Source organism: Sphingomonas sp. DG1-23 (assembly GCF_030730875.1).
Taxonomy (GTDB): domain Bacteria; phylum Pseudomonadota; class Alphaproteobacteria; order Sphingomonadales; family Sphingomonadaceae; genus Sphingomonas.
Genome location: NZ_JAVAMA010000009.1, coordinates 20,743 through 35,923 on the forward strand (window position 1 = coordinate 20,743; position 15,181 = coordinate 35,923).

The following is a 15,181-nucleotide window of genomic DNA, read 5'->3' on the forward strand; positions in this document are numbered from 1 at the left end:
GCGCCGATCCGCACCGGGCGACATGGCGATGAGCCGGGGCGCTCACGACGATCGGCTCCCGAGGCGCGCATAAAGGGTCGGCAGTACGAACAGGGTGAGCAGCGTCGCGCTGAGCAGACCGCCGATCACCACCGTCGCCAACGGCTTCTGCACTTCGGCTCCGGCCCCGTGCCCAAGCGCCATCGGCATGAAGCCGAGGCTTGCGACCAGCGCGGTCATCGCCACCGGCCGTAATCGGGCGATCGCGCCTTCGCGTGCGGCGGTCGCCCGGTCGAGGCCCTCCGCGACGAGCTGCTGGATCGAGGTCAGCATGACCAGCCCGTTGAGCACGGCGATCCCGGACAATGCGATGAAGCCGACCGCCGCGGAGATCGAGAAGGGCATGCCGCGCGCCAGAAGTGCCAGCACGCCTCCCACAAGCGCGAGAGGCACCCCGGTGAACACGATCGCCGCATCGCGGACATTGCCGAGCGCACCGAACAACAGCAGCAGAATCAGCGCGAGACATGCCGGCACGACAAGCGCAAGCCGGTCGCGCGCGGAGGCCAGATTCTCGAACTGGCCTCCCCATTCGAGCCAGATGCCGGCCGGGAGCGGCACGCCGCCGGAAATCGCCGTGCGCGCATCGGCCACCACGCTCGCCACGTCGCGCCCGCGGACATTCGCCTGGACGACGACGCGGCGCTTGCCGTTCTCCCGGCTGATCTGGTTCGGCCCCTCGACCAGCTGGATGTCGGCAACCGAGGCGAGCGGCACGAAGCTGCCCCCCGGCGTCGGCACCGGCGTCTGGCCGAGCGTCTCGATGTCGGCGCGGGCGGCGTCGGCGAGCCGTATGACGACCGGGAAGCTCCGGTCGCCCTCGAAGATCCGGCCCGCCTCGCGCCCGCCGACCGCGGTGGCGACCGTGTTGGCTACATCCTGCGCGCTCACCCCGAGCCGCGCGGCGCGGTCCTGCGCATAGGCGATGTCGAGCATCGGCAGGCCCTCGGTCTGCTCGACCTTGACGTCCTCGGCGCCGGCGGTGCGGCGGAGCACGCCCGCGATCTTCGTCGCGGTGGCTTTCATTTCGGCGAAGTCCTCGCCGAATATTTTGACCGCCACGTCCGATCGTACCCCGGCGATCAGCTCGTTGAAGCGCATCTGGATCGGCTGGGTGACTTCATAGGCGTGGCCGGGCACCTGTGCGAGACGCGCCTCGATCCGCTCGATCACCGCCGCTTTGTCTTCGGACGGGTCGGGCCAATCCTGGCGGTCCTTGAGCATGATGAAAGTGTCGGTCGCGTTGGGCGGCATCGGATCGGAAGCGACCTCGGCGGTGCCGGTCCGCGAAAACACCGTGCGGATCTCGGGCAAGCCTTGCAGCGCGTGCTCGATCTGCGCCTGCATCTTCTGGCTCTGCTCGACCGACGTGCCCGGCACGCGAAACGCCGAGACGAGGACATCCCCCTCGTCGAGCTGCGGCAGGAATTCTTGGCCAAGGGTCGAATAGGCGCCTGCAGCCAGCGCCAGCGCGCCGATCGCCACGCCGATCGTCAGGCTCGGCCGCTTCATCGCGCGGTCGAGGTTCGGCGCATAGTGACGGTGGAGCCACCTGACGACGCGGCCTTCTTTCTCCTCGACGGGACGCGACAGGGCCACCGCGATCGCCGCGGGCACGAAGGTCAGCGACAGCACGAACGCAAACAGAAGCGCGATGATGACTGTGAGCGCCATCGGCTCGAACGTCTTCCCCTCCACCCCGGTCAGCGTCAGCAGCGGCACATACACGAGGATGATGATCGCCTGGCCATAGACCGACGGCCGGATCATCTCGCGCGCCGCGCCGGAGACGACGGCGAGCCGTTCGGAGAGTATGAGGGGCCGGCCCTCCGCATGCTGGCGCTCGGCGATGCGGCGCAACGCGTTCTCGACGATGATCACGGCACCATCGACGATCAGGCCGAAGTCGAGCGCGCCGAGGCTCATCAGATTGGCGGAGACGCCGATCCGCAGCATGCCGAAGCCGGTGAGCAGCATGGTGATCGGGATCACCAGCGCCGCGATCAGTGCCGCGCGGAAATTGCCGAGCAGCAGGAACAGGACGACGGTGACGAGCAGCGCGCCTTCGGCGAGATTCCGGGTGACGGTGGTGATCGTCGCATCGACCAGTCGGGTGCGGTCCAGCACCGGTTCGATCACGACGTCGCGTGGGAGCGAAGGCGCGATCGCCTCGAGCTTGGCGTCGACGCCGGACGAGACGGTACGGCTGTTCTCGCCGATCCGCATGATCGCAGTGCCGGTGATCACTTCGCGGCCATTTTCGGAGCCTGCGCCCATGCGTGCGCCTTGGCCGAGCCGTACCTCGGCGACTTGGTCGAGCGTGATCGGCGTGTCTTCGCGGCTGGCGATGACCGTGCCGCGAAGCTGGGCGAGGCTGCGGATGCGGGCGTCGGCGCGCACCGCGAGCCCTTCGCCGTTGCGGTTCACCGTGCCGCCGCCGGTCGCGACGTTGTTGCGCTCCAGCGCGGTCGCGAGATCGGCGAGCGACAGCTTCAGTGCCGCGAGCCGCTGGACGTCGGGAACGACGAGATATTCCTTCTCGTAGCCGCCCAGCGAATCGATGCCCGCAACCCCGTCCACCGTCTTGATCTGCGGTGCGACGATCCAGTCCTGGACCGTGTGGAGATAGGTCGCCTTGTCGGCCTCGTTCGCCAGTCGATCGCCCTCGGGCGTGATGTAGCTGCCGTCCGGCTGCAACCCGGGTTCGCCGGGCCGATGCTGCTCGTGGGCGCGCTCGGCATAGTGCAGGGTCCAGATATAGACCTCGCCCAGCCCGGTCGCGATCGGGCCCATCTCCGGCTTCACGCCGGGGGGCAGATTCTCTTGCGCGGCGGACAGGCGTTCCTGGACCTGCGCCCTCGCGAAATAGATGTCGGTGGAGTCCGAGAATACCGCCGTGACCTGCGCGAATCCGTTGCGGCTCAGCGAGCGCGTATTCTCGAGCCCCTTGATGCCGGCGAGCGCGGTCTCGATCGGAAAGGCAACCTGCTTCTCGACCAGCTCGGGCGAGAGCGCGGGTGCGAGGACGTTCACCTGCACCTGGTTGTTGGTGATGTCGGGCACGGCGTCGATCGGCAGGCGGGCGAGCGCGCCGGCGCCGATGATCGCGGCAATGGCGGTGAGCAGCAGGACCAGCCAGCGCCGGTCCACTGCCCATGTGACGATGCGGTCGATCATGGCTCAGTCCTCATGCCCGGCTTCGGCCGCGCCGAGCGCGGACTTGAGCGTGAAGCTGTTGGCCGCAGCGATCCGTTCGCGTCCCGTAAGGCCGCCGGTGACCACGACCATGGCACCATCCTGCCGGCCGAGCGTGACGGGAACGGCACGGAAGCCGGCCTCGGTGCGCACGAACACCACGTTCCTGCCTTCCACCGTCTGCACGGCGGTCGACGGCACCCGGAGCGCGCCGTCGCCCGTTCCGGGGAGCTGGATCGATGCAGTGACAGGCTCGCCCGCGCGCCATTGACCGGCGCGATTGTCGAGCGTCGCGATTGCGGGCACCTGACGCGTCTCCGCATCGAGTGCGGGTGCGACGAAGCCGATCCGCGCCGACTGGGCTCGCCCGGGCGCCGTGACCTGAACCGTCATGCCCGGTCGAACCCTCCCGGCATCGGCCGGGGACAGCGAAAGCGCGACGCTCAGCCGGTCGAGTCGGGCAATGCGGAACAATTCGGTCTGGGCGGCGTCGGCGGCAAAAGTCTGGCCGAGCACCGCGGACCGCGCGATGATCCGGCCCGCAATTGGAGCCGCGATCACGATACGGTTGTAGCTGCCGCCGCGTCCACCGCTGGCGGCCACCTGCTCGCGCGCGAGCCGCAGCGCCACGTCCGCCTGTCTGGCAGCAGCGCGCGAGATCTGGACTTCGCGCAAGGGGCGGAAGCCCTTGGCGTAGAGCGCCTCGTCGCGCGCAAGCGTGGTACGCGCCAGCTCGGCGCCGGCGGCGGCCCGCTGCACTTCGGCCTGCAGACCCGCCGCCTCCCGGCTTTCGAGCACCGCCAGCGTTTCGCCCCGCCGGACCGCGTCGCCCAGATTGTGACGGAGCTCGACGATGCGGCCGGGCAGCGTGGCGGCGACGATCCGGGTCGCCTGCGGATCGCTTTCCAGCAGCGCGGGCAGCTCGATCGCGCCGCCATTGCCGCCGATCGTCGGGCTGACGATTTCGATTCCCGCGGTGGCGATCTGCTGCGGCGTTAGCGTGACGACGCCTTCGCCATGCGCGGTCTCGGCTTCGCTGTGGTTTTCGGTGGATTGGCTCCCGCTACCGCAAGCGGCAAGGGTGAGCATAAGCGGCAGGGCCGCGAATTTGATTTTCATGAACCGGCTCCCTGGACCGGCGGATGTTGCCGTGCCGGCCGAGCTTCGAATCTGGGCGAGCGCGCGGGCGCGCAGGATCAGCCGCGAGGCGGTTCGAGGACCGGGCCGATCGTTCGCCGGGCGAGCCGGGTCGCGCCCGATGCGTCCGGCGCCTCGGGCGCGGTCAGGATCGGAGTCGAAGCGGTGCCTGCCGGGGCGGACAGGCCGTGCCCGTGGCACGTACCGTGATGGTGGGGAGCGGATCGGTCCTGGTCGTCGGAACCTTGCCCGGCGTCACCCTCCGCATGTTCCACCTCGCCGCAAGCGATCTCCGCGGCGCTGTAGCGTTCCTGCGCATGCACCGTCGTCGCCGCCACCAGCGACGACGCCAACAGGCACAGGAGCAGGAGCCATGCGCTGCGAAGCATCGTCGTCCGGATAGTCGCTGGCGACGCCTCTGTGAAGCGGCAACCGGCCGCTCAGAACCGCTTGCTGAGGGACAGCTCCACGCTGCGCGGTGCGCCGATGAAGACGAGTCCCGAGGCATAGCCCGACCAGTCGGCGTAGAACGCATCGGTGAGGTTGCGCCCGCGCAGGGTGAGGGTGCCGAACCCTGCGTTCCAGGCGAGGGCGGCGTCGAAGGTGGTGAACGCGTTGACCTTAATGACGTTGGCGGTCTCGGTGTAGAAATCTCCATTGTGCCGCACGATGCCGGTTAGGGTGATCGGCAGTGCCCTGGGCGCATAGGTCACCACCAGATCGGCGAGCTGCTGGGGGACGTTCTGCGGACGGTTGCCGGCGCGATTGACGCCGCCGGCCTCGATCAGCTCGCCATATTCGGCATCGAGCAGCGTGCCGCTCACCGCCACGTTGAGCGTATCGGTAGCGGCCATATCGAGCGCCAGCTCGACGCCTCTCGATCTTTGGTTTCCGCCCTGGAAGACGAGCGCAGGGTTTGTCGGGTCCCGGGTCAGGATATCGTCCTGGCGGATATGGAAAGCCGAGGCGGTGAGCTGGACTCTGTTCCCGGCAAAGGAGGCCTTGATGCCTCCCTCATAGGATTCGCCGTGGGTCAGCTTGAACGCGGCGTTGGCGGCGCTCAGGAACAGCAGGCCGCTGATCGGCGTAACCGCGCGGTTGTACTGGGCGAAAAGCTGGGTGCGGGGCGCGACGCTGTAGACCGTGCCGATCCGCCACGAGATCGGATGATAGGTCTGGTCATAGGTCTGGACCGCACCGCTGGTCGCGTTGACCACGCGCCGATCGAGCCTGACATCGTCAAAACGGATGCCGCCGACGAACAGCCAGTCGTCGCTCAGATTGAGTGCATTCTCGGCGAAGAATGCGCGCTGTTCGACATCGGCGGTGACGTCCTGGCGCGTCGCGAAGTTGGCGGGCGTGTCGTCGGGAAAGGTGCCGCGCGAGAAGCCAAAAGGGTCGACCGCAGGCGAGGCGCCGAAGCGTCGCACCGTGAAGAAGTCGGTGTGGCCGATTTCGAATCCGGCGGTGAAGCGGTTTCGAAGGCCGCCGATCTTGCCGTCAAAGGCCAGATGGGCGCGCTGGCTCCAGAATTGATGATCGTGGGTGATCAAGGTCGCGCCGCGATTGATCAGGCCGGTCGCGGCGCTGAAGCCATATTCGTCGGCGTCGCGATACGCGCGATAGCTGTCATAATAGCTGGTATCGCTCACGATGCGGAGCGTGTCGCTCAGTGCATATTCGGCACGTGCGCGCAGCCAGGTGGAATTCGAATAATCGTCGCCGTCGGCGAGGTTGTAGTTGGCCCGCCGCATCGCCCTGTCGAGAACGAGCCCGGCGCTGCCGGAGACCGCGGACGAGGGATCGCGCGCCGCCGCGCGCGACACCACCGGCGTGCCGTAATAGGCGGTCAGGAACCGGTCCTCGAAACGATCTGCCGATAGCGTCAGCGCGAAACGGTCGCCTGGCTTGAACAGCAGCGATGCCGATGCAGCGAAGGTGCGGCTGTCGGTGTCGTCGATCCAGCCCGAAGAGCGTGCGAAGGATGCGTCGCCCCGAACCGCGACCGTCTTCCCCAGCGGCAGATTGAGGTCGCCGGCGAGGCGCGCGCTGTCGAAGCTGCCATAGCTCGCCAATAGCTCGCCGCTTGCCCCGTCGAGCTTCGGGCGGCGCGGCACGAAGTTGATCGCGCCGGCAAGCGCGCCTTCGCCCGAGAGTACCGAAGCCGGCCCCTTGATGACCTCAATGCGCTCGAATGCCCAGCTGTCCCAGTTGCGCTGCCCGACATCGGAATTGGCCATCCGCACGCCGTCGTAGAGATAGTTCACGGCGCGGTGAAAGCCGCGCATCGAGACCGAGCCGATCGATCCCGGCAGGTTGCCGGAGACTAGCCCGGGCGCGGCGTTCATCGCCTCGATCGCGGTCCGCGCGCCCTGTAGCTGAAGATCCTGCTGCGTGACCACATCGACGATCGCGGGGGTCTCGCGGATGGTGAGGCCGAGCCGGCCGGCGACCTCGGCTTCGCCCTCCAGCGCACGCTGTCCGGTGACGATGATCGTGTCGCGGTCCGGGCGCGCGGCCGATTCGTCGGCCGACTGGGCGATGGCCGGAGGGGCGAGGAGACAAGCGGCGACTGTGATGAGCGATGTTCTCACGTTAAACTCCCTGATGAATCGATGTGCCGCGCGCCGCACGTCGGCGCCGCCAGCGAAGGAACCCGGTCGCGAACAGGAACGCGGGGACGAAGCCGAGAAGGACGGCGAGAATCCGGGTCGCGACGCCGCCGACCGAGCCGTCGTGGAGCGCGCGAATCCATTTGGCTGTGCCGGTCGCGGCGTTGCCGCGCCGGATGTCGTGAACCGCGAGCAGGCGGCCGGAATATTGGTCGACGAAGAGAAAGCTGCCGGGAAAGCGTCGGTGCGGGTCTCCCGGCACCTGCACGCGCATCCGGAACGGCTCGGGGCCGGAGCCGGGCACGTCGATGAAGGCGAGGCGCGCGTCGGGCAAGGCGCGGCGCGCAACGGCGAGCGCCTGTGCGACGGGTATCTGCCGGCCGCTGCTTGCGCCCGATTGCGGATCCGGCACCTTGTCCGGCGCCGTGATCATGGTTGTGAGCAGCCGGGTTTTTATCGCGGGCAAGGCGAGCAGCGCGCCGGTGCCCGTCACGACGAAGAGCAGCGCCATGCTCCACAGGCCGGACAATTTGTGAAGATCCCGCAGGCGGCGGAGCGGCGCGGCGTCGCGCCTGAAGGCGAGCGCCTTGCGCCAGCTGCCCCGCGGCCACCAGACGATGACTCCGCTCAGCAGCAGGATCAGCATCGCGAAGCCCGACCAGCCGACGATCTGGCTGCCGGTTTCTCCGGCGAGCAGATGCATGTGGAGCTCGTAGAGCCAGCTCATCAGATAGCCGCCCCATGGCTCGGTGCGTACGATCCGGCGCCCGTCGGCCGAGAACCACACCATCTCGCGCTCGGCATGATGGCCGTGAGGATCGGAGGGATAATAGCGTGCCGGGATTGCGCCCGCATGGCCGGTCGCCTCGAAAGACCAGCTTCCGTGCGGATCGTGACGATGCCGCCGTGCCGTGGCGAGCGTGCGATCCCAGACCGGTGACGACCAGCCGGGGCCCGGCGCGGCGGCGCGTTCGATCACTGCCGGATGCAGCGTCCGGTCGATCTCGATGTAGAAAACCAGCGCCGATCCGGTGAGCCCGAGAAGGGCGAACAGCAGACCGAGGCCAAGCCCTAGCCAGAGATGGACACGCCGGAGAAGGATGCGGCCGGCGGAAGTCATCGGCGGTCGCGCTGCGACATCGGCAGAAGATGCCGGACGCGCAGCGCGCGGCCGGGGGCCGCCGTGCTGAGGATGTGGATTGTCACTGGAACGATCCCGAAGGCCCGGCGAGCGCGCGGTGGCGTCAGCCGAAGCGAGCCCGATGCAGATTCATGGCCGCAATGGACGCGGACGCGGTGCCGCGCCCGTATCCGTCGCCGCGCATGCGACGAATAGGATCAGATCGCGGCGGGAGGACCCCTCAGGGGCGGGCGCAGATAGGGCGGCGCGATTGCCGCCAATATCGTCGCCAATGGTCGCATGCCCAGCGCCATGAGGAACAGGATGGCGATTGCCAGCAGCACCGGATCGGCGGCCGCCAGCGACGGTGCGGACAGACCGGCGAACGCGCAGGGTTGCTCTGCTTGCCCCTTGTGACCTTGATCGTCGGGCTTGCCGTGTTCGAGCCCGGGGATGGCCATCGCCATCTTCATCGGCCCGGTGCCCGAGCAGAGGCTGACGACGATCGTCCCTTGGGACATCGTCGTCATGAGACCCGCCGGCAGCGCCAGTTTCATCAGCAAGGCGAGCCCGAGCATCGCGCTCGCAAGCACGCGGTTGCTCAGGATCAGGCGGCGCAGCCAATGCACGGCCACGCCCTTAGCGCGGGTCTTGCCGCCTGTCATGCGAGACGTCCGGGCCGATCCACAATTTCTCGCCTCGGAGGCTGGGGCGTCCAGCGCGACGACACCGTTACCCGATCGAAGATATGCCCGCCGAGCATGAGGAGCGCCGAGCCGATGCTCGGCAGCAGAAAGCCGGCGGCCGCCAGGCCCAATTCGAACGCCGTCGTGCCATGCGACGGCGCCGCGTGAACCTGACGGTACAATCTTTCGATCGCGAGCGCGCCGATCAGAAGCATCGCGAAGCCGACCGCGCGCGTGACGAGGTCGCGTGGCCGGAAGGTGAGGGGGAAGGCCGTGCCGCGCTCCGTGACTGCGGCTGCCCATCTATCTGCCCGGGCATATGGAAACGAGCCATCCGGGATCGCGCTTCCATAGCATTGTCATAGCGAAAACGGCGGTTCTCAGCCGCCTTCCGGATCGGTCGCGCGTTCCGCGTCGGGCATCAGCCGATAGCCGACGCCCAGTTCGTTGATGAGGATCTGCGGACGAATCGGATCGGGCTCGAGCTTCTGCCGAAGGTTGCGCACGACGATGCGCAGATAGTCGACGCGCCGGTCGTGATCATGGGGCCAGGCGGCTTCGAGGATCTTGCCGTGCGTCACGACGCGCCCGGGGTTGAGCGCGAGCTGGCGGAGCACTTCGAACTCCTTTCGGGTGAGGTGCACCGCCTCGCCGTCGCGGGTGATGGCGCGATTGGCGAGATCGATCGTCAGGCCGTGCGTGCGAAACACCGGCGCCGCGCCCTGGGCGGTCAGGCTGTGGCGCAGCGAGGCGCGCAGGCGGGCGAGCACTTCCTCGCTGTCGAAGGGTTTGGTAACATAGTCGTCGGCGCCGAGATCGAGCGCCGCCACTTTCTGATCGGTCGCATCGCGCGCGGAGACGACGAGAATCGGTGCCTTGCTCTGCAGCTTGAGCAGAGGGACGATCTCGAGTCCGTCCCGATCGGGCAGCCCGAGATCGAGCAGGATCGCGTCGGGATGGGTGGCTTTCGCTTGCGACAAAGCTTCCGCGGCGCTGGTGGCCTCGATCGGCTGGTAGCCGCCGCGCACCAGCGTGGCCTGCAACAGCCGCCGAATGTGCAGATCGTCATCGACTATCAGGACTCGCTGACCGGTCATGCTTCGAAATCCTCGTCGCCGCGCACCAGCAGGCGCTCGGGAAAGCGGATGCTGAACCGGGCGCCCGCCCGATCCTCGCGACTGGCGGCTTCGACGGTCATTCCCATTGCCTCTGCGAAGGCCTTTACGATCGCGAGACCGAGACCGGTGCCGCTGATCGAGCGGTCCGAGCCTTCGAGCCGCCGGAAGGTCTCGAACACTTCGGTTTCGCGCCCCGGCGGCAGTCCGGGGCCCTCGTCGATGACCGATAGCAGCAGCGCGTCCGGCCGCCTTTCCGCCCGGACGATGATGGGCGTGCCGGGCTCGCCGTACCGGCCGGCATTGTCGAGCAGATTGAGCAGGCAGTGGTGGAAGAGCTGCGGATCGAGCCTGACGAGCGGGAGGCTCGGCAGCACTTCGAGCGTGATCGGATGCCCTTCGAGCGACCGTCTCGTGTCGTGGACGGCGGCGGCGACCGCGTCGGTGAGATCCACCGGCTCGAGGCTGAGCCGAAGCGCCCCGGCCTCGACCCGCGCCATGTCGAGCAGGTTGGCGACGAAGCGGTTGAGCCGCATCGCCTCGCTTTCGATCGTCCCGATCAGCGGGTCGTCGCCGCGCTTGCGGAGCTCGCCGGCGGCGGCGAGCACCGAAGTCAAGGGCGTTCGCAGATCGTGGCTGACCGAGGACAGCAAGGCGGCGCGCAGCCGGTCGCGCTCGCGCACTGCATCCATATCGCGCATTTCCGCCTCGAGCCGCAGCCGCTCGAGCGCGAGCGAGGTCTGGTCGATCAGGCTGTTGAGCAGTCCGAGCTGATCGGAGCGGACGGGATCGCTGCCGTCGTCGCGGGCGACGCACAGCACCGCAAGCACGCGTTCGCCCGCGCGCAGCGGCTGGAATTGCCAGTCGGAGGCGGTGAGGGTGCCCGTGCCGCGACCCGCCGGTTGCGCGGTGTCCCACACCCATTGCGCCGCCGCCAATTCCATCGTCTCGAGCCGCGTATCGGGCTCGCTCGCCGCCTGAACGGAAATGCCGGTGTCGGTCTGCTGGAGCAGTGCGACGCGCACGCCCAGCACTTCCGCGATCTCGGTGCAGGCGGCGCGTGCGACTTCGGTCGGGTCGTTCAGCCGGGTGAGCTGGCGCAGATAGCCTGCCAGCGCCGCGTTGGCCCGCGCGCTGACCGAGGCCAGGTCGGCCTGGGCGCGCACCCGCGCAGTGAGCTGGCTGGTCGCCACCGCGACGCCGAGCAGCACGAAGATCGACACGACGTTCTCGGGATTGCTCACGGTCAGCGTGCCCGTCGGCGGCAGAAAGAAGAAATTGTAGCAGAGGCTCGACAGGATGCCGGCATAGAGCCCGGTGCGCAGCCCGAAGAGGCTCGCCGCGGTCATCACCGGCAGAAGGAACAGCAACGCGACGTTGCCGAGATCGAGCACGTGGAGCAGCGTCGATCCGATCGCCGTCACCGCCGCGATCATCAGCGTGGTCCAGAGATAGCCGCCGCGCGTTCCCCAGCCGCCGCGCGGCAGCGCGCGGCGCGCGCGGGGCGGCGCAGCCTGGCCGAGCGGCAGGACGTGTACCGCGATGCCGGGAGTTTCGCGCACGAGTCGGTCGACCACCGAGCCGTGCCGCAGCTCGAACCAGCGCGAGCGTGCCGACTTGCCCACGACGAGCTGGGTGGCGCGCGCGTCGGCGGCATAGCTCTTGAGACCCTCCACCACGGTCGCCGCAGGCACCGAGGCCACCGCCGCGCCGAGCCGCGAGGCGAGGTTGAGCGCGGCCGCGACCCGGCGGAGCGCCGCCTCGTCGAGCATGCGGCTGCGTGGCGTCTCGACATGGATCGCGGTCCAGCTGCCATGCGCGGCGTCGGCGATCCGCTTGGCCGCGCGCACCAGCTCCTCCGAGCCGGGCAGTTCGCTCACCGCGACAAGGATGCGTTCGCTGCCCGCCCAGGTGCCGCCGAGCGCATTGGCGCGCAGATGATCCAGCATCTGCGCATCGACTGCCTGCGCGGCGCGGCGCAGCGCCAGTTCGCGCAACGCCGAGAGATTGGACTTCGAGAAGAAATGGGCGAGCGCGCGCGATGCTTCCTGCGGGAGATAGACCTTGCCGTCCTTGAGCCGCTCAATCAGCTCGTCGGGCGGGATGTCGACCACCTCGATTTCGGCGCGTTCGAGAATATTGTCGGGCACGGTCTCGCGAACGCGGACGCGCGTGAACGAGGCGACGACGTCGTTGAGGCTCTCGACATGCTGGATGTTCAGGGTCGAGTAGACATGAATCCCCGCGTCGAGCAGCTCCTCGACGTCCTGATAGCGCTTGGGGTGGCGGCTGCCCGGCGCATTGGTGTGCGCCAGCTCGTCGACCAATGCGAGCGCGGGGCGGCGCTCGAGCAGCGCGTCGAGATCCATCTCGGTCAGCGTACGGCCCTCATACTCTATTGCGCGCCGCGGCAGGATCTCGAGATCGCGGGTGAGCGCTTCGGTCTCGGCGCGGCCATGCGTCTCGACCACACCCACCACCACGTCGAAGCCCGCGCGCCGGCGGGCCACGCCTTCGGACAACATCTCATAGGTCTTGCCGACCCCGGGGGCCGCGCCGAGGAATATCTTCAGACGGCCTTTGCCTTCCTCCGCGGCGGCGCGGAGAAAGACTTCGGGAGCAGGCCGGTCCCGATCGGTCAACGCGCTCCGCCGAGCCGGTCGAGCTGCCGGTTGAGCGCGAGCACGTTGACATGCGGCGCGCCGAGGATCCCCGGCAGCGGACGCTCGACGTTGCGCTCGACCAGCGCCGCGACTTGCCCCGGCTCGAGCCGGCGGACGCGTGCGACGCGGGCGATCTGGGCGCGGGCATTTTCGGGCGAGACGTCGGGATCGAGCCCGGATCCGCTCGCGGTGACCATGTCCGCGGGAACCGGCCCTGTCACGCCTTGGGCGCGGCGTTTCGCGACGTCGAGCCCGACCCGACCGGCCAGCGCCTGCGACGCCGGGCCGAGGTTCGAGCCCGAGGAGGCGAGCCCGTCATAGCCATGGCTTCCCGCCGCCGAGGGTCGCGTGTTGAAGTAGCGATCGGAGGTGAACGCCTGACCGACCACGGTCGAGCCGATCACCCGGCCCGCGGCATCGCGGACCAGACTGCCGTTCGCTTGCGACGGGAAGAGTGCCTGTCCGATACCGGTCATCGCCAGCGGATATAGCAGCCCCAGCAGGATTGCGAACAGGACCGTGAGCACGACCGCCGGCCGCAGCGAAGTAACGAAATCCTTGCCCATCAGAATGCTCCTCAGGCGAGACCGAGACCGGTCACGGCCAGGTCGATGACCTTGATGCCGATGAACGGCGCGACGAGGCCGCCGAGACCGTAGACGGCGAGATTGCGGGCGAGCAGCGGGCCGGCGGCCATCGGCCGATAGGCGACGCCCTTCAATGCCAGCGGCACGAGCAGCGGGATGATCAGCGCGTTGAAGATGATCGCCGAGAGGATCGCGCTCTCGGGCGACGCCAGCCCCATCACGTTGAGCACGCCGAGGTCCGGATAGAGCACGACGAACATCGCGGGAATGATCGCGAAATACTTCGCCACGTCGTTGGCGACCGAGAAGGTCGTCAGCGCGCCGCGAGTCATCAGCAGCTGTTTCCCGAGGCCGACCACTTCGATGAGCTTGGTCGGATCGCTGTCGAGATCGACCATGTTGCCCGCCTCGCGCGCCGCCTGCGTGCCGGTGTTCATCGCCACGCCGACATCGGCCTGGGCGAGGGCGGGAGCATCGTTGGTGCCGTCTCCGCACATCGCCACCAGCCGCCCGCCTTGCTGCTCCTTGCGGATCAGCGCGAGCTTGTCCTCGGGAGTCGCCTGGGCGAGAAAATCGTCGACTCCGGCTTCTGCCGCGATCGCTGCGGCGGTGAGGGGATTGTCGCCGGTGATCATCACCGTTCGGATGCCCATCGCGCGCAATTCGCCGAAGCGCTCGCGGATGCCGGCCTTGACCACGTCCTTGAGGAAGATTGCGCCGAGCAGGCGGCCGTCCCGCGCCACTGCGAGCGGAGTGCCGCCGGCGCGCGCGATCTCGTCGGTCACCCGGCGCAGCTCGGTGGCGGCCGCGGTTTCCCCCGCACCCGGATTGGCACGCAGCACCGAATCGACCGCGCCCTTCTGGATCAGCGAACCGTCGAGCTTGACGCCGGAGATGCGGGTTTGTGCGGTGAACGGGATCACTTCGGCCTGCCGGGGCAGCGCGCCGGTGGCGACGCCCAGCGTTTCGCGGGCCAGCGCCACGATCGAGCGTCCCTCGGGAGTCTCGTCGGCGAGGCTGGCGAGCAGCGCGGCCTCGCCGAGCTCCTGGGACGTGGCGCCGCCGACCGGTCGGAACGCGCTCGCCTGACGGTCGCCGATCGTGATCGTGCCGGTCTTGTCGAGCAGCAGCACGTCGACATCGCCTGCCGCCTCGACCGCGCGTCCCGACTTGGCGAGCACGTTGAAGCGGACCAGCCGGTCCATCCCCGCGATCCCGATCGCGGAAAGCAATGCGGCGATCGTGGTCGGGATCAGGGTGATCAGCAACGCGGCGAGAATCGCCACCGGGATGCTGCCGCCGGCATAACTGGCGAAGCCGGGAATGGTCGCGACGGCGATCAGGAAGATGATCGTCAGGCCGACCAGCAGGATGGTGAGCGCGACCTCGTTCGGCGTCTTCTGCCGCTCGGCGCCTTCGACAAGCGCGATCATGCGGTCGAGAAAGCCCTGGCCCGGATCCACGGTGATGCGCACCTTGATCGCGTCCGAGATGATGCGCGTGCCGGCGGTGACCGCCGAGCGATCGCCGCCCGCCTCGCGGATCACCGGCGCGCTTTCGCCGGTGATCGCCGCTTCGTTGACCGAGGCGACACCTGCGATCACTTCGCCGTCTGCGGGGATCAGATCGCCGGTCTCGACGAGGACCACGTCCCCGGCGCGGAGCTGGCTGGCGGGCACCTGCTGCGTGCGGCCGTCCTTGAGCTTCTTCGCGGTCAGCTCGGCCTTGGTGGCGCGCAGGCTCGCGGCCTGCGCCTTGCCGCGGCCTTCGGCAAGCGCCTCGGCGAAGGTGCCGAAGAGAACCGTGAGCCACAGCCAGACGACGAGCTGGGCCTTGAAGCCGAGCGACAGGCCGTCTCCGCCGAAATGGATGAGGATGGTGAGCAGCAGCGCCACGCAGGCGGTGACGAACATCACCGGATTGCGGACGAGCTCCCTGGGGTCGAGTTTCCTGAAGGCGTCCCTGATCGCCGGAACGATCAGATCCGCCGTGAACAGCGATTTTGTCGCGGTGCGAGCCATTGGGCG

Annotated in this window: 11 protein-coding genes; all 11 read right to left on the reverse strand. The window is 68.5% G+C overall.

Annotation, left to right across the window (positions count from 1 at the left end; all coding sequences use genetic code 11):
- Positions 1-42 precede the first annotated feature (42 nt).
- Positions 43-3,216, reverse strand: a complete 3,174-nt coding sequence (locus tag Q9Q95_RS14785; protein ID WP_306097905.1) for an efflux RND transporter permease subunit — start codon at positions 3,214-3,216, stop codon at positions 43-45.
- Between the two features lie 3 nt (positions 3,217-3,219).
- Positions 3,220-4,353 carry an efflux RND transporter periplasmic adaptor subunit gene (locus Q9Q95_RS14790; RefSeq protein ID WP_306097906.1) on the reverse strand — a complete coding sequence of 378 codons (1,134 nt, stop codon included), beginning with the start codon at positions 4,351-4,353 and terminating at the stop codon, positions 3,220-3,222.
- A 77-nt stretch (positions 4,354-4,430) separates the two neighbouring features.
- A complete protein-coding gene (locus Q9Q95_RS14795) occupies positions 4,431-4,760 on the reverse strand; it encodes a hypothetical protein (protein ID WP_306097907.1) in 330 nt (109 codons plus the stop codon).
- A 51-nt stretch (positions 4,761-4,811) separates the two neighbouring features.
- Positions 4,812-6,965 (reverse strand): TonB-dependent siderophore receptor, encoded by a 2,154-nt coding sequence (locus Q9Q95_RS14800; protein WP_306097908.1) that lies wholly within the window; start codon positions 6,963-6,965, stop codon positions 4,812-4,814.
- A gap of 1 nt (position 6,966) precedes the next feature.
- The gene (locus Q9Q95_RS14805; protein WP_306097909.1) at positions 6,967-8,103 is read right to left on the reverse strand and encodes a PepSY domain-containing protein; all 1,137 of its coding nucleotides are present in this window, start codon (positions 8,101-8,103) and stop codon (positions 6,967-6,969) included.
- A gap of 218 nt (positions 8,104-8,321) precedes the next feature.
- Positions 8,322-8,768 carry a hypothetical protein gene (locus tag Q9Q95_RS14810; RefSeq protein ID WP_306097910.1) on the reverse strand — a complete coding sequence of 149 codons (447 nt, stop codon included), beginning with the start codon at positions 8,766-8,768 and terminating at the stop codon, positions 8,322-8,324.
- On the reverse strand, positions 8,765-9,004 hold the full coding sequence (locus tag Q9Q95_RS14815; RefSeq protein ID WP_306097911.1) for a hypothetical protein: 240 nt from the start codon (positions 9,002-9,004) through the stop codon (positions 8,765-8,767). The genes Q9Q95_RS14810 and Q9Q95_RS14815 overlap by 4 nt, the downstream gene beginning before the upstream one ends.
- Positions 9,005-9,169: 165 nt before the next feature.
- Positions 9,170-9,886 (reverse strand): response regulator, encoded by a 717-nt coding sequence (locus Q9Q95_RS14820; RefSeq protein WP_306097912.1) that lies wholly within the window; start codon positions 9,884-9,886, stop codon positions 9,170-9,172.
- Positions 9,883-12,546, reverse strand: a complete 2,664-nt coding sequence (locus Q9Q95_RS14825; protein WP_306097913.1) for a sensor histidine kinase KdpD — start codon at positions 12,544-12,546, stop codon at positions 9,883-9,885. The genes Q9Q95_RS14820 and Q9Q95_RS14825 overlap by 4 nt, the downstream gene beginning before the upstream one ends.
- Positions 12,543-13,133: a potassium-transporting ATPase subunit KdpC gene (gene kdpC, locus Q9Q95_RS14830; RefSeq protein WP_306097914.1), complete on the reverse strand. Its 591-nt coding sequence runs from the start codon at positions 13,131-13,133 to the stop codon at positions 12,543-12,545. The genes Q9Q95_RS14825 and kdpC overlap by 4 nt, the downstream gene beginning before the upstream one ends.
- Before the next feature lie 11 nt (positions 13,134-13,144).
- On the reverse strand, positions 13,145-15,175 hold the full coding sequence (gene kdpB, locus Q9Q95_RS14835) for a potassium-transporting ATPase subunit KdpB (protein WP_306097915.1): 2,031 nt from the start codon (positions 15,173-15,175) through the stop codon (positions 13,145-13,147).
- Positions 15,176-15,181 lie beyond the last annotated feature (6 nt).

Coding starts and splice junctions, on each gene's coding strand:
- Q9Q95_RS14785 (WP_306097905.1), bottom strand. CDS start 3,216: ATGATCGACCGCATCGTCACATGGGCAGTGGACCGGCGCTGGCTGGTC.
- kdpC (WP_306097914.1), bottom strand. CDS start 13,133: ATGGGCAAGGATTTCGTTACTTCGCTGCGGCCGGCGGTCGTGCTCACG.
- Q9Q95_RS14815 (WP_306097911.1), bottom strand. CDS start 9,004: ATGCTTCTGATCGGCGCGCTCGCGATCGAAAGATTGTACCGTCAGGTT.
- Q9Q95_RS14805 (WP_306097909.1), bottom strand. CDS start 8,103: ATGACTTCCGCCGGCCGCATCCTTCTCCGGCGTGTCCATCTCTGGCTA.
- Q9Q95_RS14790 (WP_306097906.1), bottom strand. CDS start 4,353: ATGAAAATCAAATTCGCGGCCCTGCCGCTTATGCTCACCCTTGCCGCT.
- Q9Q95_RS14810 (WP_306097910.1), bottom strand. CDS start 8,768: ATGACAGGCGGCAAGACCCGCGCTAAGGGCGTGGCCGTGCATTGGCTG.
- Q9Q95_RS14795 (WP_306097907.1), bottom strand. CDS start 4,760: ATGCTTCGCAGCGCATGGCTCCTGCTCCTGTGCCTGTTGGCGTCGTCG.
- Q9Q95_RS14820 (WP_306097912.1), bottom strand. CDS start 9,886: ATGACCGGTCAGCGAGTCCTGATAGTCGATGACGATCTGCACATTCGG.
- kdpB (WP_306097915.1), bottom strand. CDS start 15,175: ATGGCTCGCACCGCGACAAAATCGCTGTTCACGGCGGATCTGATCGTT.